Below are 20379 nucleotides of genomic sequence, written 5' to 3' on the forward strand. Positions count from 1 at the left end.
TGCGTAGCAGGCCCATTTTTGAGGCCGCTGCGCGGCCTATCGGGAGCAAGTCGAATCGTCGCACCGCCCCTCCCACAGTGACAGCGTTAAGTCTTAACTGACAGGTATTAGGGAAAGCCCCCACATTTTTATATTCCGGGCATAAAAAAACGCCGCGTATCTTGCGATGCGCGGCGTCCTTTACATCAACATACCGTTAAGCTTGAACTACCGGAATGTTGGCGCTTGCTGCGATCTTGCGGAACTCGGCGATCTGGTCGAAGTTCAGGTAGCGATATACGTCACTGGCCATGGTGTCCAGTTTCGCTGCGTAACCCATGTACTCTTCGACGGTCGGCAGGCGACCCAGGGTGGAAGCCACTGCCGCCAGCTCAGCCGAAGCCAGGTAGACGTTCGCGCCGTCACCCAGACGGTTCGGGAAGTTACGGGTCGAGGTCGACACCACGGTCGAGTTCGGCTCTACGCGTGCCTGGTTACCCATGCACAGCGAGCAGCCTGGCATTTCCATACGTGCGCCAGCCTTGCCGTAGATGCCGTAGTAGCCTTCTTCGGTCAGTTGGTGAGCGTCCATCTTGGTCGGCGGCGACAGCCACAGACGGGTTGGCAGCTGACCCTTGACCTGTTCCAGCAGCTTACCGGCAGCGCGGAAGTGACCGATGTTGGTCATGCACGAACCGATGAACACTTCGTCGATCTTCTCGCCGGCAACGCTCGACAGCAGACGGGCATCGTCCGGGTCGTTCGGTGCACAGAGGATAGGCTCGTTGATGTCGTTCAGGTCGATCTCGATGACTTCGGCGTATTCCGCGTCGGCATCGGCTTCCATCAGTTCAGGGTTGGCGACCCAGGCTTCCATCGCTTGGGCGCGACGTTCCAGGGTGCGCGCATCGCCGTAGCCTTCGCCGATCATCCAACGCAGCAGGGTGATGTTGGAGTTCAGGTACTCGGTGATGGACTCTTTCGACAGCTTGATGGTGCAACCGGCAGCCGAACGTTCGGCCGAGGCGTCGGACAGCTCGAAAGCCTGTTCCAGCGTCAGGTCGTTCAGGCCTTCGATCTCCAGGATGCGGCCGGAGAAGGCGTTCTTCTTGCCTTTCTTCTCGACGGTCAGCAGGCCGGACTGGATGGCGTAGTAAGGAATGGCATGAACCAGGTCACGCAGGGTGATGCCAGGTTTCATTTTGCCTTTGAAGCGCACCAGGATCGATTCCGGCATGTCCAGCGGCATGACGCCGGTGGCGGCGGCGAACGCAACCAGGCCGGAACCGGCCGGGAACGAGATGCCCATCGGGAAGCGGGTGTGGGAGTCACCACCGGTACCGACGGTATCCGGCAGCAGCATGCGGTTCAGCCAGCTGTGGATGATGCCGTCGCCAGGGCGCAGCGATACGCCGCCACGGGTCATGATGAAGTCAGGCAGGGTGTGGTGGGTGGTCACGTCGATCGGCTTTGGATAGGCCGCGGTGTGGCAGAAGGACTGCATCACCAGATCGGTCGAGAAGCCCAGGCACGCCAGGTCTTTGAGTTCGTCACGGGTCATTGGACCGGTGGTGTCCTGGGAACCCACGGTGGTCATCTTCGGCTCGCAGTAGGTGCCTGGACGAACGCCTTTGCCTTCCGGCAGGCCGCAGGCCTTGCCGACCATCTTCTGTGCCAGGGTGTAGCCTTTGCCGGTATCGACAGGCGCTTCAGGCAGCTTGAACAGGTCGGTAGGGCCGAGGCCCAGTTCGGCACGGGCCTTTTCAGTGAGGCCACGACCGATGATCAGCGGGATACGGCCGCCGGCGCGGACTTCGTCCAGCAGCACCGGGGTCTTCATTTCGAAGGTGGCCAGGACTTCGTCGGTACCGTGCTTGCAGACTTTGCCGGCATGCGGGTACAGGTCGATCACGTCGCCCATGTTCAGGTTGGACACGTCGAACTCGATCGGCAATGCGCCAGCATCTTCCATGGTGTTGTAGAAGATCGGGGCGATCTTGCTGCCGAAGCAGAAGCCGCCGGCACGCTTGTTCGGTACGTAAGGCACGTCGTCGCCGAAGAACCACAGTACGGAGTTGGTTGCCGATTTACGCGACGAACCGGTGCCGACCACGTCGCCCACGTAGGCGATCGGGAAGCCTTGGCCGCGCATTTCTTCGATCTGCTTCATCGGGCCGGTCTTGCCTTGCTCGTCCGGTACGATGCCTTCGCGGGCCATTTTCAGCATGGCCAGGGCGTGCAGCGGGATATCAGGGCGGGACCAGGCATCCGGGGCAGGGGACAGGTCGTCGGTGTTGGTTTCGCCGGTGACCTTGAACACGCGCAGGCTGATCTTGTCGGCCAGGGTCGGACGGTTCTTGAACCATTCGCCGTCGGCCCAGGACTGGATCACGGCCTTGGCATGCACGTTGCCGTTCTTGGCTTTTTCGGACACGTCGTGGAACGCATCGAACATCAGCAGGGTGTGCTTGAGCTGGTCGGCCGCGACAGGTGCCAGGGTGGCATCGTCCAGCAGTTCGACCAGGGTCACGATGTTGTAGCCGCCTTGCATGGTGCCCAGCAGTTCAACAGCGCGTTGCTTGCTGATCAGGGGGGAAGTGGCTTCGCCCTTGGCCAGGGCAGACAGGAAACCGGCCTTGACGTAGGCAGCTTCGTCAACGCCTGGTGGAATGCGGTTGGTGATCAGGTCAACGAGGAATTCTTCTTCGCCAGCCGGAGGATTTTTCAGCAGCTCGACCAGGCCTGCGGTTTGTTCGGCGTTAAGCGGCTGGGGAACGATACCCAGTGCTGCGCGCTCTTCGATATGTTTGCGGTAGGCTTCAAGCACAGTTATTACCCTCATCAGTGGTCCCACGGGACGCTCATCCAGAAATGAACGGCACGCATGCGCTCAGGGGCTTTTTGGGCCGCAAAGCCAGCGCTGCCGGCATTCCTCACAGAAGCTGCTTTCAAAGTTTTACGCCTGCAGAACGGAGCTGATGAGGGTTGGCGCGGGCTTTGACCTACCGGGTCATAACACGCGCCAACACCGTTCTGAAGGAACGACTGTGCTCGTGACGCTTTGAAAACAGCTTCCAGCGGATATTATTGGCGCCTTACAAGGCCGGATGATTCTACGGCAAAAAAAATCTAAAGGTAAGTTGCCTGACCAAGTTTGCAGGGTGATCAACCTTAGACAAAGGGCTAACATGGCCCATTGTTCCGCTGAGCCGGGTGCCGTTGCCCATGTCCAATTCAACCATCAAGACCCCGTGCGTCGGCCTGTGCTCCACGGTTTACGGCGATCTCGTGTGCCGTGGCTGCAAGCGCTTCCACCATGAAGTGGTGCAGTGGAATGGCTATGACGAAGAGGCAAAACGTGCGGTCTGGCTGCGGCTGGAGCAGTTGTTGGTGCAGGTCATGGCCGGCAAGCTGGAAGTGTTCGACCCCAAGACGCTGCGCAGCCAACTGGAGCGGCGCAAGATTCGCTTCGTGCCGCACCAGTCCGAGTATTGCTGGGCCTACCAGTTGATTGCCCGGGGTGCGCGGGTGATTTCCAACCTGGAGGCTTACGGCATGGTGCTGCTGCCGGAATTCCGCGATTGGACGTTGCCGCAGCTGCGCGATGCCATTGATCGTGAGTTTTTCATCCTGTCCGAAGCCCACTACCAGCGCTACATCGCCCCGGATTTCCTGAGGGATGAGTCACTACATCTGTGAGAGGGGGCTTGCTCCCGATGGCGCCGGGTCAGTCAGCTCATAGGTAACTGAACCACCGCTATCGGGAGCAAGCCCCCTCCCACAATTGCACTTGATTGACTGGGGGAGCAGGTCAGGCTTTGTTGGCCAGTTCTTCCAACTGATCCATCAGGGTGCCGGGCTTGAGCACCAGCACATCGCTTTCCACGGCGTCGAGTATCACTTCCGCCGTGTTGCCGATCAGCGCTCCGGAAATCCCGGTGCGCGCCACGGTGCCGATGATCGTCACCGCCGCTTGCAACTTATGCGCCTCGAAGGGGATCAGCACATCCGCCGGCCCTTCTTCGATATGCAGGTGGGCATCGTCCACATCGAACTCGGCCTGAAACGCCTTGCATTGTTCGCGATAACGCGCCTCGATGGTTTCCTTGAGCTGAAATGTCGGGTCCGCCGCCGACAACATCGGCGACGGATGGGCGCTGATCACATGCAACTGCGCCTTGGCCAGGCTGGCGATATCAAAGCCGTGGTCGATGATCGTATTGTGCAGGGCGCGGTGCTCGCCGTCGTTATTGCCCACGTCGATGGCAGCCAGAATCACCCGCCCGGCCCACGGGGTTGCAGTCTTGACCAGCAGCACCGGCGTCGGGCAATAACGCAGCAGCTTCCAGTCGGCCGGGGTGAGCAAGGCTTTTTTCAGCGGGCTGTCGGGGAAATGTTGCTTGATCACCAGGCCGCAGCCTTCGGCCTGCTGCACGTCGATGATGGTTTCATGCAGGCTGTCATTCCACGCCTGCTCGGTGGTCACGCTATAGCCGTCTTCCTGTAAACCGGATTTGAGCAGGCTCAGCAGCGCCGAGTGCTCGTGTTTCTTGTCGCACACCAGTAAATGCAGGTGCGCGCCGGTGACCCCGGCGATCAGCTTGGCGCGCTTGAGGGCCAGGCTTTCCGAATGTTCGGGTTCGATGACCACCAAAATGCTGCGGATGGCTTGCATAATCGGGATCTCCAGTAAGAGGGGGCATGTAACCACTATAGTTGCTGCCCGTCAGGCGGTATGTTGATACACATCAAGGCCCGTGACTGGTGGTCTGCGGCGTGGTCGGTATAATCGGCGGCCTTTTGTGATCCTTTTGCCCGTGAGCCCGATGAACCTGCCCGAAATCCACGAATTCCTCGGCTGCCGCACCCCCGACGCCTGGGTCCAGGCCGCATTGGCCGATCAGGAAACCCTGCTGATCGACCACAAGAACTGCGAGTTCAAAGCCGCCAGTACCGCCTTGAGCCTGATCGCCAAGTACCACGGCCATGTGGACTTGATCAATATGATGTCGCGCCTGGCCCGCGAAGAGCTGGTGCATCACGAACAAGTCATGCGCCTGATGAAAAAGCGCAAGGTCGAACTGCGCCAACTGCACGCCGGCCGTTATGCCTCGGCGTTGCGTAAAGTGGTGCGCAGCCACGAGCCGGTCAAACTGGTGGACACCCTGGTGGTCGGTGCCTTTATCGAAGCGCGCAGTTGCGAGCGTTTCGAAGCACTGGTGCCGCATTTGGACGAAGAACTCGGCAAGTTCTACTTCGGCTTGCTGAAAAGCGAAGCTCGGCACTTTCAAGGTTATTTGAAGCTGGCGTATCAGTATGGCGACGCCAAGGATATTGCCCAGGTGATCGAACGGGTGAGGGCAGCCGAGCAGGAACTGATCGAGTCACCCGACGTCGAGTTCCGCTTTCACAGTGGCGTGCCAGCCTGAAGCGACCGCCGTGCCGATCAGCGCGGCGACGCCCGCCAACAGCAGGATCACCGTTTGCGTGCCCCAGGGCGCGGCCAGTAGCGCAATCGCCAGGCCCGCCAAGGGTTGCGCCAGATTGTTGAGCAGTGTGATCACGCCGACTGTCTTGCCGAAATCCTGGACCGGAATGACCCGCTGACGGGTGCTGCGCAGGTAGACGTTGAACATCTTGTCGAAACCGGTGACCAGCAGAAAGCCCACGGCGTACAGCCATACGCTTGGGCTGACGGCCATGATCATTGCCCCGATGCCGATCATCGAATACGACAGACCGCCCAGTACCCTAAACGGCAGGTCGGCCCGCGCCAGGTAAAACAGAATGCCGATCGTCACCAACGCCCCGAATGCTTGCAGCAACGCATACGCATCCTTGCCGGCGTCGAACTGGCCGGTGACCAGCGCCGCCGAGGTGGCGAGCGTCACGCCGATGATCAGGTTCACGCCCACCGCCAGGGTAATGATCCGCCTTAATTCCACCCGGTTGCGGATATGCCCGAACGCGATGCGCAACGGTTGCAGCCAGATATCCGGATGTTGCTCGAAGGTTTGCAGGTCTACCGCGCTGGTGCGCCGCCAGATCCGCATGGCCAGGTCCGCCAGCCAGAACAACCCGGCAACCCCCAGCACCACCCAATGCCAGGCCCAGATTTCCAGGAGCAGCGCGGCCGCCAATGGGCCCAGCACCAGGCCGCTCTGGTCGGCGATCTGTGAATAGGAGAGGGTCTTGGCGTAGGTGTAGTGTTTGAAAATATGCGGCATCAGCACTTCCCGCGCCATGATGCCCTGGGTGGTCAATACCCCGCATAACGCCGACAGCAGCACGATCCAGTAGATACCGTCGAATAACGCGTACAGCCCTACTGTGACGGCACAGGCCAGCGCCCGGTAGACCTGGCTGATATGCAGGATGCGCACGGCAGGGAACTTGTCGCACAGGGCACCGCATACCGGGAAGGCCAGGTAACGCGGTAACGATTCGACAAAAAATGCAAAGCCCGCCCAGGCCACGCTCTGGGTGGTCTGAAATACGATCAGGGGCACGATGAACAATAGAATCTGGTCTGCCAGCCGCGACAGGAACAGCGAAACGAAGAACGCCAGGTAATCCTTGCGCATACAACTCCCTGTGGATGGCGTTAAAGATTGCAGGCTATTTGTTAAAAACTCTTAAAAGCATGAAGCTTCGTTGGGGCGTCATGGCCAGATGCTTCAGTCGAACAGCTTGCCACCTATAATGGCTGCACTTCAATCGGCGTTTGTACACTGAGAATTTATGGAAAACCTGGGGCTGGGCAAAGTTCTGCTCGTTGAGGACGATGAAAAACTGGCGGGGCTGATTGCGCATTTTCTGGCGCAGCACGGTTTCGAGGTGCGGGTGGTGCACCGGGGCGATAAAGCCCTGGCGGCGTTCCTGGACTTCAAGCCGAAGATCGTCGTGCTCGACCTGATGCTGCCGGGCCAGAGCGGCCTGTATGTGTGTCGTGAGATTCGTAACGTGTCTGACACGCCGATCGTGATCCTCACCGCCAAGGAAGATGACCTGGACCACATCCTGGGCCTGGAGTCCGGCGCTGATGACTATGTGATCAAGCCGATCAAGCCGCCGGTTTTGCTCGCACGCCTGCGTGCCCTGCAACGCCGACAAGTGCCCGAGCCCACCGTTCGCGGCTCCCTCGAATTCGGCCACCTGTCGATTGACCGTAGTTGCCGGGTGGTCAGCCTGGGAGGGGAAACCATCGACCTGACGACCATGGAGTTCGAATTGCTGTGGTTGCTGGCCAGCAATTCGGGAAAGATCCTCTCGCGCGATGACATCCTCAACCGCATGCGCGGTATTGCCTTCGACGGCCTCAACCGCAGCGTCGACGTCTACATCAGTAAATTACGCAGCAAACTCAACGATAACCCCCGTGAACCGGTGTGCATCAAGACCATCTGGGGCAAAGGCTACCTGTTCAATCCTTTCGCGTGGGAGGTTTAGATGCTGCGGCTGTTTCTGCGCCTGTATGTGATCCTGGCGCTGGGTCTGGCGGGGGCGATCTGGCTGGTCAACTACACCTTCGATGAGTTGACGCCTGAAACCAACGAAGTCTACAACCGCGAAGCGTTGCGCGGCCCGGCTTATGCCTTGGTGGAGCAACTGCGCACGCTGCAAGGGCCGGCGCGCGAAGCTCGGCTGGCCGAGTTGCAACCGCATTACGGTTTGCGGCTCAAGCTGGTCCAGAGCGACACACTGGCGTTGAACGAGCGCGAAAAAAATCTGCTGCGCGCCGGCCAGCTGGTGGTTCGCGGCGACTTCATGGAGTTCATCTCCAGCATCGACGGTGGCCCGCAGCTGTTGGAAATCAAGCTGCCGGAAGAACCCAAGTGGCTGTACCTGTGGGCCTACGGTTTTCTTGGCCTGTGCCTGGCCGTGGTGCTGTATTTCTGGGTGCGCCCGCACTGGCGTGACCTGGAGCATATCCGCTTGGCCGCGCAACGCTTTGGCGATAACGAGCTTGGCTCGCGCATCCTGCTGCCGCGCCGGTCCACCGTGCGCGAACTGGCCGGGCACTTCAACCAGATGGCCGAGCGTATCGAAAGCCTGATCGCCAACCAGCGCGAACTGACCAACGCCGTGTCCCACGAGTTGCGTACGCCGATTGCGCGCTTATCGTTCGAGCTCGATCAACTCAAGCAACAGGCCGACCCGCGCCAGAGCCGTGAGTTGATCAATGACATGTACGCCGACCTGGGCGAGTTGGAGGAGATGGTCTCCGAATTGCTCACCTACGCCAGCCTGGAGCGTGGCGCTACGCAGGTCACCCGGGAAAGCATCGAGGCCCATAGCTGGCTCGACAGTGTCATCGGCAGCGTGGCCCTCGAAGCGGAAGCGGCCGGTGTGCAGCTGTCGTTGCGTACCTGTGAAGTCGACGTTATCCAGATCGAACCGCGCTTCATGGCGCGGGCGGTGATCAACCTGCTGCGCAACGCCATCCGTTATGCCGAGCGCCGCGTGGAGGTGTCGCTGGTCAAGTTCGGCACGGGTTACGAAGTACGGGTCAGCGATGACGGGCCCGGCGTACCGCTGGAGGGCCGGGCGAAGATCTTCGAACCCTTCATGCGCCTGGACTCCAGCCGCGACCGCCGCACCGGTGGCTTCGGCCTCGGCCTGGCGTTGGTGCAGCGGGTCAGCCAATGGCATGGCGGCCAGGTCGAAGTGCTGGACTCGGAGTGGGGCGGGGCGTTGTTTCGGATGACGTGGGCGTATGCCGAGTAGCAGTCTCTTGTAGGAGCGAGCAAGCTCGCTCCTGCGTTCTAATTGTATGGTCGGATCAGAAGGTGTATTCCACCATCCCCATCACCGACGTCTGCAACCGTCGCTCCACAATCGGGCTCTTGCCCGCCTCATCCGCCAGGTACTGCACGTCCAGCAAGGTCGAGAACCGGGTGTTTTCGCTGATCGGCAGGCTCCACGCCAGGTTCATGCCATTGCTGATGTTGCCGGCTCCGGCCTTGTATTCCTTGAAGCGGCTTTGCGCCGCCTGACCCGTGGTCACACCGTACCAGGTCTGCAGGTAGTTACGGTCACCAAAGTGGCTGCTCAGGGTGGCGTCGACGGAACCAAAGCGGCCTTTGTAGAGATTGGTGCCCAAGCTCAACTCCAGGTGGGTGAAGGCCTTGCCGGTATCCTTGTGGTCATTTTCCTTGAGGGCGTGTTCCAGCGTCGCGCCGACAATCACGCCGCCGAGTTTATAGCTGGCGCTCACCCCCAGTTGCGGGCGTGACTTGATCTCGCCCATGCCTTTGAGGCGTTTGGAGCCGGCATGCAGGGTTTCATTTTTGTCCTTGCGTGAACCGCTGGCACCGACATATGCGCTGAAGCTTGCCGCGTCGCCTTCGTAGCGCCATCCCAGGCCCTTGCCGGTGTCGAGGAAAATCCCCCAGGGGCTGACAATTTTGCCGCCCAGTTCCGGCCCGGTCCGGCGTTCGTCACTCCCGCTGTAGCGGGGCGCGTTGCTGACGCCGAGCTTGAGGCTGTATTGCCAGTCTTCGGCAATGGCGCTGTCGGCGGCGGCGAACAGGCATACCGAGGTGAGGGACAGGCAAAGGTGATTTGAGCGCATTGAGGCGTTCTTCCTTGGTTAGAGATTCAGAGGTTTGTGTGGTGCTTGGGTGCGTTTGAAGGAGTAACCCGAAGCGCTGAGGCCATTGACCTGACGGCTGACGGTGTCGCCCAGGCCATAGCCATTACCGGCCAGTACCGCGTGGGCGTTGTCGACGGGCAATAGGATGTAGTCGGTCAGCGGCTCGCCATGCAGTTGGCCGCGCAATACCAGGAAACCTTCTTCCAGGCGTACGCTGATGCCGCTCAGCGGCGCGTTCGGCTCATGGGTGTTGAGCACGTGATAGGTGCCGATGGTGTCGGCCCAGGCCAGGGGCAGCGGCGGCGGGTCGACGCGCTCACCGATGGCGATGCGTTGGCCATGGCTGCGGGCAGTGAGCATCTGGCGGCCTTGTACGGTCACCACATCCAGCTGCACGCGGCCCAATTCGCCGAGATCCTTGAGCCAGAACCCGAGGACTTTTTTCTGTGCGCGCAACCAGCCGTGCTCGTCACGTACCAATTCAAAGTCAAAACCGGCCAGTTCGCCGGACAGCCGATTTTTATCGTCCTTGAGGCGCAGCACGCCCCAGGCCGTCGCATAAAACCCGGCCAGGCGTTTACGGTCCACGGCCGCCGGCACCTGGCGCAGCTTCAACCCGTGGCTGGGGGGCTGGCAGTCGCCGCTGCACACTGGCGTGCCGGTTTGTGCCTGGAGCATCAAGCGCAGCGCGTCGGTGGACAGCGACACCACCATGTCCTCGGCATTGCTGTCATTGGCCATGATGATCACCGCCAACTGCTGATCAGGCAGCACGCTCAATTGGGCGGCAAAATCATCGCCACCGCCGCTGTGCTGATAGGTCCGAATGCCGGGGCCGACCGGCTCATCCCCACAAGGCGCCAGAAACCAGCCCAGGCCCATCTGGCAATCGAAGTCCAGGGCGTTGCCGGTGTTTTGCTGGGTGAACATCGCCTCGATGGACGCGTTACTCAGCACTTGTCTGCCTTTATAGGTGCCTTGGGCGAACAGCATCTGCACGTAGTGGCTGAGGTCTTTCGGGCTGGCCCACAGCCCGGTGGCCGCGAGGTCACGCACCTGCGCATCGGTGCTGGCCTGGCCGTCTTCGTAGCCCATGGCGCGATAACCCAGCTGTGCGCCGGTGCCGACGAAGCTGGACTGGTCCATCGCCAACGGCTTGAGCAGGCTGCTTTGTAGCTGAGCCTCGAAGCTTTTGCCGGTGCTGCGCTCAATGGCCGCGCCGACCAAGGCGTAGCCGAGGTTGGAATAGGCCACCTGAGAGCCCGGCGGGCTGCTCAGCCACACACCCGACACACGCATGGGCATCTGGCCCATCGCATAGGTACTGCGCAGGTCGCGCAGGTGCTCGCTGGGCAGGCCGGACTGGTGGCTGAGCAAGCGACGCAAGGTGATATCGCGGTCAGCCGCAGTCTGGTCGGTATGAAAACGCGAACGCACGTAAAACTCGCGCAGGGTTTGCTGGATCGGCGCATCCAGCGCCAGACGTTGCTGCTCCACCAATTGCAACGCCGCCGTGGTGGTCAGCAGTTTGGAGATGCCCCCGGCGCGAAATGCCGTGTTACGTGTAACCGGTACGCCGCGCGCCTTGTCCGCCATGCCGAAGCCACGGGTCCAGAGCAATTCCTGGCCATTGACCAACGCAATCGACAATCCCGCCACGTTATCTCGGGCCATGTCCTGGGGAATTCGGGTTTGCAGGTAACGGATGATTGCACCGTAATCACCCTTTTGAATCGGCGGCGGAGCAGGGGGTTGCCCATGGCAACCGATACTGCTCAGCAGGCAACCCAGCAGAGGAATACTGCGCAATGTGCGAAACATGAAGAACACCCGAATGGTGGTTTGGATGCTCAAATGCTAGGGCGGTGGCGGCCGATAATCTTTGACAGCTTTGTCGAGAAACTGTCAAAGACTGTTAAAGATCAGGCGCCAGGAAATCTCAAGGCAGAATCAGGGAAGCCCCTTGCTGAAAAAGGGAAGTTTTCCGGCATTTCCAGAGGATATTCAGACTTTAATCTCAGCGCTCTTGTGAAATCAGGAGCGACACCCGCCATGGACGCTACACGCTGGAGCCACCCGTTCAAGGATCAAAGCCACCCGTTGTCGCAGTTGACCCAACTGGCCCATGCCGGCGCGGGTTATTACCCCATAGGACGCAATGCCCTGTGGCATGGCGGCGTGCATTTTGACAGCGGCACCGCAGCCCTGCTGGACCAGTCGGCGGTCTACTGTCTGGCAGACGGTGAGGTCGTGGCTTACCGCATCGATGAGCATTCACCCAGTACTACTTACGTGGATGACGACCAGTGCGTGGCAAAACCGTTCTCGCGCAACTTTGTGCTGGTGCGCCATCGTCTTGCGCCGCCGACCATCGCAGGTCACTCACAGACGCCTCCCAGACTGACCTTCTACAGCCTGTATATGCACCTGCAGGAGGGGATGTTCTATCGCGACGGCTCAACGCACGCTCGACCCGCCTTCTGGCCTGAAGAGGCAACGGATGGCGCGGTTGTGCTGCAAGCGCCTGTCGCAATCAAGGCCGCCGATCTGGTCGGGCACATCGGGCTGTATCACTGCGCGGATACAAAGCGCCCGGAAAGCAAACTGCATCTGGAAGTGTTCAGTGGTGATGACGTCGAAGGCTTTATCGACGCCAGCCGGGCTTGGGCGCAACAGTTGCCTGCCGACGAACAGACTTGGCTCAAGCTGGTGGCAGGCACTGTCGTCGTCCCCCATCAAGAGGGCTTTGGCGTTGCGCAATGCCCCGTTCCCGGTACTGCCGGCGTGGCCAGTGGTGCTGACTTGCTACTGCCCAAAGTGTTGCTCGACAGCTTGCCGCCCGAGAGCAAAATCAGCAGCGCCCTGGGTAGGAAATGCACATGGTATCGCCTGGATGGGTTGCTCATGGATGCCGACAACCATCCGCTTGATGGCTGGGTCTGCGAAGAGGTGGGGGTGACACCCTGGGTCAGTCCGTGGTCGTGGGAGGGCTACTCCATTGTCTACAGCCTCGACTCTTCCCTTGGCACGCTTGCCGCGCTGTGGCGTGACCTGGGACGGTTCAGCGAGGCTCAACTTGCGCGGTTTGCTCGCGTGGCGGACGAGGGCAACAGAAGCCGCATAAAAAGCCGTCTCTACGACATCATCGACCGCAATCGCGATGGACGGGTCACCGCTGCCGAGCTGCAGGCAGCCATTTGCCGGCCGGCTCACGCACAGTCGATTTCACGGTTGATCATTCATACCGAAAGCGAATGGTCCCGGCCGAACAAGTGGGATGGGTTGGACGAGTTGCTAGGCCACAGTGGCGCAACACCGCACTTGAACTGGTTGGCGGAGAAACAACGGATCAATGCGCTGTGTTGGTGGGAAGAGGTGGCGCCGAAGCTTGGCCTGCCTGCGAATGGGGCGGTGTTTCACTTTCATCCGGTGGGGTTGGTGGGGCAGTTCTGCGCGGCTAATCCATTGGCAATTACTCCGGCACAACTAAAGCAAATATTTCCCTTGGCCGACGATGCCGATATTGAGGTAGTACTCAATGAAATAAACGGTCGATTGGCCGAGTTCAAGTTGGACACCCGGCTTAGGCAACGGCACTTTTTCGCCCAGATCAAGGGCGAGGTGGGGGCGTCTATGAAAGGGGTGACCGAAAGCTGGGAGTATTCTCCGGCGGTGCTTAAATCATTTAGTGCCTATTATCGAGCGCATCCTTTGGAGGCAGAGCAGGATGGGCATTTGAAGGGCGCGAGTGGGCGAATTGTCCGCAGGGCGAATCAGAAAGAAATAGGTCGCAAGCACTTTCAACGATTGAATGGGAACAGGATAGGGCATCCAAGTGATGGGTATGATTTTCGTGGAAGGGGGCTTATACAAATCACCGGTTATGAAAAATATAAGGGTTATATGCGTGATTTTAATAAATATTGGTCTGGTGATTCGCCTGATACAGTTCGGTGTCCGGAACTTATTAATTCGACGTTAAACTCAATCAGAAGCGCAGTGTGGTTTTGGCTCTACAAGGCTCCTTACTCCGAGATCCACGGGCGTGGAGTTCTCGATGTGAATGATGTCACTCGCATTGTAAATGGCGGGGCAACGGGGTTGACGGAGAGAAAGTCTGCTTACATTTTGGCTGAAAGGGTGCTCAATTGAATACTAGAATCGGTGTAAGTGGATTTTTACTTTGCCTTTTGTATTGTCCGTCGCCGGTTCAAGGCGAGGAAAATAGCTTGTGTGCATTAGCTGAAACGAAGATTGCGTCATGTGAAACGACAAAAGGAAAGCTTGTGTCGATTTGCTCCGGGAACAACAAGGTTGACGTTTATTATCGATTTGGTGAGCTTTTGGGAACGGAGTTGGAGGTTAAATTCAGGCAGGGGAGGAAGTTGTACAGGTGGCTGGACTTAAATACATATATTACTTTTTTTGGTTTTGAGAATGGTGGTTATTTGTATGTTTTTGGTGTTCCGCAAGAAACCCTTGGTGCGCGAGCTTTTTTGAACGTGCGGATGGCAGGAAGTGCTTTTACGTATGAAGATACGTTTACATGTAACTCTAATTCTTTTGGTGATAAAACGCTCGCGAGTCAGGTGATAACTGATGTTGCAGACGATGTGGTTAGGACGAAAGAAGGGCTCTTATTTCCGCCTCATTAAAGTGGCCTACGATTGGGCGAGCCACTACAACCCCAACCGCTCATGCCACTGAGCAATCGACTCCTCAGGATACTCATCAAACTGCAAATCCCCCTTGCGCACCGTTACCTCCACCCACGGTGCCTTGGACCCCAGCATCAAGTGCGTATGTTCCGGCGGCACTGGCAGTGGTGTGTCGATGGCTGACGCGAACGGGTGGATCAGCTCTGGCCATTCCGGGCTGAACAGCCATAGGGCGCTGCCGCATTGCGAACAGAAATGCCGCTCGGCGGTGCTGGCGTGGGCACGGCTGGCGCCTTCTGGTTTGAGCTTGGCGTGGTAGATCGAAATCTGCTTGCGCCCCTGTACCTTGAGACTCTTGGCGTCGCCACCGAGGTTGATCGCGTAGCCACCGCCGCCCTGGGTCTTGCGGCAGATCGAGCAATAGCAACGCTGGTAGGGGTAAGGGTGGGCGCTGTTCAAACTGAAGGTGACAGCGCCGCAATGGCAGGATCCTTCTAGCTGCATGGGAGTCTCCTTGGCAAGGTGACTGTTCAGCTTAGGCGGTTTTCGGCATCAAGGTAGCGATCAATGCGCGAATGGTCCCAGGCAACGCGTCCAGTTCCCGCACCAGGATACTGCGCTCGCGAATGGCCCACGGCTCCTGGAGCTTGACCGCCACCAGTTGCATGGTGCGGCTGTGCCGCACGGCGGCGGATTCGGGGATGATGCCAATGCCCACGCCGGCCTCGACCATTCGGCAGATCGCCTCGAAGCTCGAGACCTGAATACGCAGCGACAGCTGTTTGCCGAGCCGGTCGACGTGTTCGCGCAGAAAGCTCAGCAACGTGCTGCCCTCATGCAAGCCAATGTGCTGATAGGCGAGGGTCTGTTCCAGCGTCACTGACGCTTGACCGGCTAACGGGTGATCGACGGGTACCATCAACACCAGTTCATCGGTGCTGAAATGCAATACCTGCAAGCCTGCCGCTTCCACGGGGCCGGCAATGATGCCCATATCGCTGGTGCCATCCAGCACGCCGCGCACGATATCCCGGGACAGGCGCTCTTGCAGGTCGACCGTGACGCCGGGGCGCTGCGACAGGAACCCCGCCAGCACCTCCGGCAGAAACTCGGTGACCGCCGTGGTATTGGCGAAGATGCGGATATGCCCGGCCGAATCCGCGCCGTATTGGGTGAATTCGCTTTTCAGGTAGTCCACCTGGCGCATGATCAGCCGCGCATGGTGCAGCAGGCGTGCGCCCGCCGGGGTGATTTCCACGCCACGGCTGTCGCGGTACAGCAGGCGCGTGTCGAGCTGGCTTTCCAGGGCCTTGATCCGCGCACTGGCAGCGGCCGGCGAGAGGAACGCACGCTTGGCGCCCTGGGTCAGGCTGGGGGATTCAGCGATATGGATAAACAGGCGCAGGTCGGCCAGGTCGAAGTGCATGCAAAACTCCGGGAGCAGAATGGCGGCGTTCAGCATAACCGAACGCTGGTTTATTGAAATGCAAATTCTCAGAACGGATGAGGGCTTGCATGATCCGGGGCAGACACCCACTGCCCGAGGACCTGGACCCCATGAGTGCCACTGATTGGATCGGCCGAAGTGAAACCACGCACGACCTCCTGAGCCACAACCTGCTCAAGCGTATTGCCGCGACGTTCGGTGAAGAGGTGCCGAGCGATGGCGAAGCGATTGCGCCGTTGTGGCAGTGGTGCTTTTTTCAGGATCCACTGCCGGAAGCGGCACTGGGCACTGATGGCCACCCGGCCCGTGGCGGGTTCCTGCCGCCGGCGGATAACCGCAATCGCATGTGGGCCGGTGGCCGCATTGAATTTGTGCAGGCGTTGCGGGCCGGTGCGGCAGCCACTCGCGTGTCCACGATCACTGCCGTAGAAGAGAAGGCCGGCCGCACCGGCTCGCTGCTGTTTGTCACCGTGCGTCATGACTATTCCCAGGACGGTCGCCTGGCGATCCGCGAAGAACAGGACATCGTCTACCGCGAACCCACGCCACCCAAGCAGGGCGGCGGTGAGGCACTGCCCCTCAGCGAGTGGCGTGAAGCCGTCGAGCCGACCCCCACTTTGTTGTTTCGCTACAGCGCCGTGACCTTCAACGGCCACCGCATTCACTACGACTACCCCTATGTCACCGGCACCGAGGGTTATCCGGGGTTGGTGGTGCATGGGCCATTGATCGCCACCCTGAGCCTGCGTGCCTTTTGTCGTGCCCACCCTGAAGCCCGGTTGCGCCGTTTTGCCTACCGTGGCGTGCGCCCGTTGATTGCACCGCAACCGTTTGAAGTGGGCGGTCGTATCACCTCGGACGGTGTTGCCGAACTGTGGGCCGGTAACGCCGGTGGCCTGGCGCAACAAGCCCAAGTGCACTTCGAATAACCCCAGAACAACAGGCGGAGAGCCGTTACATGACCCCTAATGACCTTGAAGAACTCAACGCTATCCGCGACGGCGTGCGTGCGTTGTGCGCTGAATTCGATGCCGCTTACTGGCGCAAGATCGACGAAGAAAAAGGCTTTCCCGAGGCGTTCGTCAAGGCCCTGACCGATGCCGGCTGGTTGTCGGCGATGATCCCGCAGGAGTACGGCGGCTCCGGCCTGGGCCTGGCCGAAGCCTCGGTGATCCTGGAGGAAGTGAACCGTTGCGGCGGCAATTCCGGCACGGTGCACGGCCAGATGTACAACATGTTCACCTTGTTGCGTCACGGCAGCGAGGCGCAGAAGCGTTTCTACCTGCCCAAGCTCGCCAGTGGCGAATTGCGCTTGCAGTCCATGGGCGTCACCGAGCCCAGTACCGGCACCGACACCACCAAGATCAAGACCACCGCGATCAAACGCGGCGACAAGTACGTGATCAACGGCCAGAAGGTGTGGATCTCGCGTATCCAGCATTCCGACCTGATGATCCTGCTGGCGCGCACCACGCCACTGGCCGAGGTGACGAAAAAATCCGAAGGCATGTCGATCTTCCTGGTGGACCTGCGCGAAGCGATCGGCAATGGCCTGACCGTGCAGCCCATCGCCAATATGGTCAACCACGAAACCAATGAGCTGTTCTTCGACAACCTGGAACTGCCGCTCGACAGCCTGATCGGCGAGGAGGGCAAGGGTTTCAAATACATTCTCGATGGCCTGAATGCCGAGCGCACGTTGATTGCCGCCGAGTGCATTGGTGACGGCCGCTGGTTTATCGAAAAAGCCAGCGCCTATGCCCGCGACCGCGTGGTATTTGGCCGACCCATCGGGCAGAACCAGGGCGTGCAATTCCCGATTGCCGAAGCCCATATCGAAATCGAAGCCGCTGACTTGATGCGCTGGCGCGCCTGCGAGGAATACGACCGCGGCGCCAATGCCGGGGCCAGCGCGAACATGGCCAAGTACCTGGCGGCCAAGGCGTCCTGGGAAGCTGCCAACGCGTGCCTGCAAACCCACGGCGGTTTTGGTTTTGCCTGCGAATACGACGTGGAGCGCAAATTCCGCGAGACCCGCCTGTACCAGGTGGCGCCGATCTCCACCAACCTGATCCTGTCCTACGTGGCCGAGCATCTGCTCGAACTGCCCCGCAGCTTCTGAGGCTTTTGACCATGAGCCATACCCTAGCCTTGTGTCGGTTCCTTGCGCAGCTGGATTACGAGCAGCTGCCGGAAACGCTGCTGGCGCGCACCGAAGAGCTTTATCTGGATTGGCTGGGCTCGGCCCTGGCCAGCCAGGGCATGCATCCGATCCCGTTGTTTGAACGCTATGCACAAAAGATGGGGCCCGGCAGCGGCCCGGCGCAGGTGATCGTCAATGGTGGCAGCAGCAGTGCGTACTTTGCCGCCCTGGTCAACGCCGCCGCCTCGCACCTGGTCGAGCAGGATGACCTGCACAACAGCTCGGTGCTGCATCCGGCCACCGTTGTGTTTCCGGCTGCCCTGGCCGCCGCGCAGGACCTCGGTAAATCCGGGCGTGAGCTGCTGCTGGCGTCGGTCGCCGGTTACGAGGCCGGGATCCGCATCGGCGAATTCATGGGCCGTTCCCACTACCGAATCTTTCATACCACGGCCACCGTCGGCACGCTCGCCGCTGCGGTGGCGGTGGGCAAATTGCTGGGTTTCAACCAGGAGCAGTTCGTCAACCTGCTCGGCAGTGCCGGCACCCAGGCCGCCGGTTTGTGGGAGTTCCTGCGCGATGCCGCAGACTCAAAGCAACTGCATACGGCCAAGGCCGCGGCGGATGGTTTGCTCGCCGCTTACCTGACAGCGGATGGGTTGACCGGCGCGCGCAATATCCTGGAAGGCGATCAGGGCTTGGCGGCCGGCATGTCCCAGGATGCGCAGCCGAGCCGCTTGTCGGCCGGCCTCGGGAACCGCTGGGCGTTGCTGGAGACGTCGTTCAAGTTCCACGCGTCGTGCCGTCACACCCATCCTGCCGCAGACGCGTTGTTGCACCTGATGCAGCGTGAGGGTTTGAGCGCCGCCGATATGGCCCACGTGCAAACCCGTGTCCATCAAGGCGCAATTGACGTACTGGGGCGCGTGAAAGTGCCTGCCACCGTGCATCAGGCCAAGTTTTCCATGGGCACGGTACTGGGCCTGATCGCGGTGCATGGCAAGGCCGGGCTGACCGAGTTCCACGAACTGGCGTTGAGCGATCCGGCGGTGGCCAGCGTGCACGACAAGGTCAGCATGACCCTCGACCCCGAGGTCGACGACGCCTACCCGCAACGCTGGCTGGGCCGCGTTACGGTCACCACCACCGATGGCCGCACCCTGCACGGCGCGATTGACGAGCCCAAAGGCGACCCGGGCAACACCTTGAGCCGCGTCGAACTGGCCGACAAATTCCGCCGGCTCTGTCAATTCAGCGGCGCACGCACACCGGCACAGGCCGATGCCCTGATCGAAAAAGTCTGGAACCTGCGCAGCGCAGCGTCCATGGCCCACTGGCTCTGAGGAACTGCCATGACTCATCAACGACCGCTGGACGGCATCACCGTCGTCAGCCTGGAACACGCGATTGCCGCCCCGTTTTGTACCCGTCAGTTGGCCGACCTGGGCGCTCGGGTGATCAAGATCGAGCGCCCCGGCGCCGGTGACTTTGCCCGTGGCTATGACGAGCGGGTGCGCGGCCTGGCCTCGCACTTCGTGTGGACCAACCGCTCCAAGGAAAGCCTGACCCTGGACCTCAAGCAGGATGAGGCAGGATCTATCCTCGAAACCTTGCTGGCCGATGCCGATGTGCTGGTGCAGAACCTGGCACCCGGCGCGGCGGCACGCATGGGCTTGTCGTTCGAGGCGCTGCATGAGCGTTTTCCGCGGCTGATCGTCTGCGATATTTCCGGTTATGGCGAAGGCGGGCCTTACGAAAAGAAGAAGGCTTATGACCTGCTGATCCAGAGCGAAGGCGGCTTTCTGTCGGTGACCGGTGGCCCGGGTGACGAGCAGATGGCCAAGGCCGGTTGTTCGATTGCCGACATCTCCGCCGGCATGTACGCCTACAGCGCCATCCTCTCGGCGCTGTTGTTGCGTGGCACGACGGGGCAGGGCAGTCGCATCGACGTGAGCATGTTGGAAAGCCTGGTGGAGTGGATGGGCTACCCGATGTATTACGCCTTCGATGGCGCCCCGCAACCACCGCGTGCCGGTGCGGCGCACTCGACGATCTACCCCTATGGGCCGTTCCCGACCGGCGACGGCGGCACGGTGATGCTCGGTTTGCAGAACGAACGCGAATGGGCGGCGTTCTGCGACAAGGTGCTGCTCACCCCTGAGCTTGCGACGGATGAGCGTTTCAGCGCGAACTTCAAGCGTTCGGCCAATCGTGAGGTGCTGCGCGCGATCATCGTCGACCGCTTCGCGCAGCTGGATACCGAAGCCGTGATCCAACGGCTGGAGCATGCGCAGATCGCCAGTGCCCGGGTCAACGATATGCAAGGCGTGTGGGACCACCCGCAACTCAAGGCGCGGGACCGCTGGCGTGAAGTCGCAAGCCCCGCTGGCCCGTTGCCGGCGTTGTTGCCACCGGCACGCAATACCGCGTTTTCGCCACGTATGGACGGGGTGCCGGCGCTGGGGCAGCACAGCCAGGCCATCCTCCATCAGATCGGTTACTCGGCTGATGCCATCGACCGCCTGCGCACGCGTGGCGTTATCTGAAAAGGAATGTCAGT

Annotated in this window: 17 protein-coding genes; 10 read left to right on the top strand and 7 right to left on the bottom strand. The window is 60.4% G+C overall.

The window, feature by feature from the left end; all coding sequences use genetic code 11:
- Positions 1–196: 196 nt before the first annotated feature.
- Positions 197–2806 (bottom strand): bifunctional aconitate hydratase 2/2-methylisocitrate dehydratase, encoded by a 2610-nt coding sequence (gene acnB, locus DK870_RS02830; RefSeq protein ID WP_060752641.1) that lies wholly within the window; start codon positions 2804–2806, stop codon positions 197–199.
- A gap of 398 nt (positions 2807–3204) precedes the next feature.
- Between acnB and DK870_RS02835 the strand changes: the two genes are divergently transcribed.
- Positions 3205–3678: a DUF1289 domain-containing protein gene (locus tag DK870_RS02835; protein ID WP_104993960.1), complete on the top strand. Its 474-nt coding sequence runs from the start codon at positions 3205–3207 to the stop codon at positions 3676–3678.
- Positions 3679–3790: 112 nt separating this feature from the next.
- On the opposite strand, the gene DK870_RS02840 is transcribed toward DK870_RS02835, so the two are convergent.
- A complete protein-coding gene (locus DK870_RS02840; RefSeq protein ID WP_104993959.1) occupies positions 3791–4654 on the bottom strand; it encodes a universal stress protein in 864 nt (287 codons plus the stop codon).
- A gap of 151 nt (positions 4655–4805) precedes the next feature.
- Here DK870_RS02840 and DK870_RS02845 point away from each other — a divergent pair, with 151 nt between their 5' ends.
- Complete coding sequence (locus DK870_RS02845) at positions 4806–5408, top strand: tRNA-(ms[2]io[6]A)-hydroxylase (RefSeq protein WP_060752643.1); 603 nt, start codon at positions 4806–4808, stop codon at positions 5406–5408.
- On the opposite strand, the gene DK870_RS02850 is transcribed toward DK870_RS02845, so the two are convergent.
- Positions 5364–6563 (bottom strand): MFS transporter, encoded by a 1200-nt coding sequence (locus DK870_RS02850; RefSeq protein ID WP_161547844.1) that lies wholly within the window; start codon positions 6561–6563, stop codon positions 5364–5366. The genes DK870_RS02845 and DK870_RS02850 overlap by 45 nt on opposite strands.
- Positions 6564–6720: 157 nt before the next feature.
- Between DK870_RS02850 and DK870_RS02855 the strand changes: the two genes are divergently transcribed.
- The gene (locus tag DK870_RS02855; RefSeq protein WP_161547845.1) at positions 6721–7428 is read left to right on the top strand and encodes a winged helix-turn-helix domain-containing protein; all 708 of its coding nucleotides are present in this window, start codon (positions 6721–6723) and stop codon (positions 7426–7428) included.
- Positions 7429–8706 (top strand): ATP-binding protein, encoded by a 1278-nt coding sequence (locus DK870_RS02860; RefSeq protein ID WP_060752646.1) that lies wholly within the window; start codon positions 7429–7431, stop codon positions 8704–8706.
- A 55-nt stretch (positions 8707–8761) separates the two neighbouring features.
- On the opposite strand, the gene DK870_RS02865 is transcribed toward DK870_RS02860, so the two are convergent.
- Positions 8762–9553: a MipA/OmpV family protein gene (locus tag DK870_RS02865; protein WP_060752647.1), complete on the bottom strand. Its 792-nt coding sequence runs from the start codon at positions 9551–9553 to the stop codon at positions 8762–8764.
- A gap of 18 nt (positions 9554–9571) precedes the next feature.
- Positions 9572–11395: a serine hydrolase gene (locus DK870_RS02870; protein WP_161547846.1), complete on the bottom strand. Its 1824-nt coding sequence runs from the start codon at positions 11393–11395 to the stop codon at positions 9572–9574.
- Between DK870_RS02870 and DK870_RS02875 the strand changes: the two genes are divergently transcribed.
- Together DK870_RS02875 and DK870_RS02880 are read left to right on the top strand one after the other, a co-directional pair.
- Positions 11333–13726, top strand: a complete 2394-nt coding sequence (locus DK870_RS02875; protein ID WP_161547847.1) for a hypothetical protein — start codon at positions 11333–11335, stop codon at positions 13724–13726. The genes DK870_RS02870 and DK870_RS02875 overlap by 63 nt on opposite strands.
- Entirely contained in the window at positions 13723–14229 is a 507-nt protein-coding gene (locus tag DK870_RS02880) for a hypothetical protein (protein ID WP_161547848.1), read from the top strand. Before DK870_RS02875 ends, DK870_RS02880 begins: the two co-directional genes overlap by 4 nt.
- Positions 14230–14253: 24 nt before the next feature.
- On the opposite strand, the gene DK870_RS02885 is transcribed toward DK870_RS02880, so the two are convergent.
- Positions 14254–14736 (bottom strand): GFA family protein, encoded by a 483-nt coding sequence (locus tag DK870_RS02885; protein WP_161547849.1) that lies wholly within the window; start codon positions 14734–14736, stop codon positions 14254–14256.
- 31 nt (positions 14737–14767) lie between these two features.
- Positions 14768–15658, bottom strand: coding sequence for a LysR family transcriptional regulator (locus DK870_RS02890; RefSeq protein WP_060752651.1), 891 nt, complete (start codon positions 15656–15658; stop codon positions 14768–14770).
- Between the two features lie 131 nt (positions 15659–15789).
- Between DK870_RS02890 and DK870_RS02895 the strand changes: the two genes are divergently transcribed.
- From DK870_RS02895 to DK870_RS02910, 4 genes are read left to right on the top strand one after another with little or no spacing between them, the layout of a single operon-like run.
- Entirely contained in the window at positions 15790–16608 is an 819-nt protein-coding gene (locus DK870_RS02895; RefSeq protein WP_161547850.1) for a MaoC family dehydratase N-terminal domain-containing protein, read from the top strand.
- Positions 16609–16637: 29 nt separating this feature from the next.
- Positions 16638–17801 (top strand): acyl-CoA dehydrogenase family protein, encoded by a 1164-nt coding sequence (locus DK870_RS02900; protein ID WP_161547851.1) that lies wholly within the window; start codon positions 16638–16640, stop codon positions 17799–17801.
- An 11-nt stretch (positions 17802–17812) separates the two neighbouring features.
- Positions 17813–19162 carry an MmgE/PrpD family protein gene (locus DK870_RS02905; protein ID WP_161547852.1) on the top strand — a complete coding sequence of 450 codons (1350 nt, stop codon included), beginning with the start codon at positions 17813–17815 and terminating at the stop codon, positions 19160–19162.
- A 9-nt stretch (positions 19163–19171) separates the two neighbouring features.
- Complete coding sequence (locus DK870_RS02910) at positions 19172–20365, top strand: CaiB/BaiF CoA-transferase family protein (RefSeq protein WP_060752655.1); 1194 nt, start codon at positions 19172–19174, stop codon at positions 20363–20365.
- Positions 20366–20379: the final 14 nt, after the last annotated feature.

The organism is Pseudomonas sp. Q1 (assembly GCF_009935975.1).
Lineage (GTDB): Bacteria > Pseudomonadota > Gammaproteobacteria > Pseudomonadales > Pseudomonadaceae > Aquipseudomonas > Aquipseudomonas palleroniana.

Coding starts and splice junctions, on each gene's coding strand:
- DK870_RS02855 (WP_161547845.1), top strand. CDS start 6,721: ATGGAAAACCTGGGGCTGGGCAAAGTTCTGCTCGTTGAGGACGATGAA.
- DK870_RS02905 (WP_161547852.1), top strand. CDS start 17,813: ATGAGCCATACCCTAGCCTTGTGTCGGTTCCTTGCGCAGCTGGATTAC.
- DK870_RS02885 (WP_161547849.1), bottom strand. CDS start 14,736: ATGCAGCTAGAAGGATCCTGCCATTGCGGCGCTGTCACCTTCAGTTTG.
- DK870_RS02835 (WP_104993960.1), top strand. CDS start 3,205: ATGTCCAATTCAACCATCAAGACCCCGTGCGTCGGCCTGTGCTCCACG.
- DK870_RS02845 (WP_060752643.1), top strand. CDS start 4,806: ATGAACCTGCCCGAAATCCACGAATTCCTCGGCTGCCGCACCCCCGAC.
- DK870_RS02875 (WP_161547847.1), top strand. CDS start 11,333: ATGGCAACCGATACTGCTCAGCAGGCAACCCAGCAGAGGAATACTGCG.
- DK870_RS02890 (WP_060752651.1), bottom strand. CDS start 15,658: ATGCACTTCGACCTGGCCGACCTGCGCCTGTTTATCCATATCGCTGAA.
- DK870_RS02870 (WP_161547846.1), bottom strand. CDS start 11,395: ATGTTTCGCACATTGCGCAGTATTCCTCTGCTGGGTTGCCTGCTGAGC.
- DK870_RS02860 (WP_060752646.1), top strand. CDS start 7,429: ATGCTGCGGCTGTTTCTGCGCCTGTATGTGATCCTGGCGCTGGGTCTG.
- DK870_RS02895 (WP_161547850.1), top strand. CDS start 15,790: ATGAGTGCCACTGATTGGATCGGCCGAAGTGAAACCACGCACGACCTC.
- DK870_RS02840 (WP_104993959.1), bottom strand. CDS start 4,654: ATGCAAGCCATCCGCAGCATTTTGGTGGTCATCGAACCCGAACATTCG.
- DK870_RS02900 (WP_161547851.1), top strand. CDS start 16,638: ATGACCCCTAATGACCTTGAAGAACTCAACGCTATCCGCGACGGCGTG.
- DK870_RS02865 (WP_060752647.1), bottom strand. CDS start 9,553: ATGCGCTCAAATCACCTTTGCCTGTCCCTCACCTCGGTATGCCTGTTC.
- DK870_RS02850 (WP_161547844.1), bottom strand. CDS start 6,563: ATGCGCAAGGATTACCTGGCGTTCTTCGTTTCGCTGTTCCTGTCGCGG.
- DK870_RS02910 (WP_060752655.1), top strand. CDS start 19,172: ATGACTCATCAACGACCGCTGGACGGCATCACCGTCGTCAGCCTGGAA.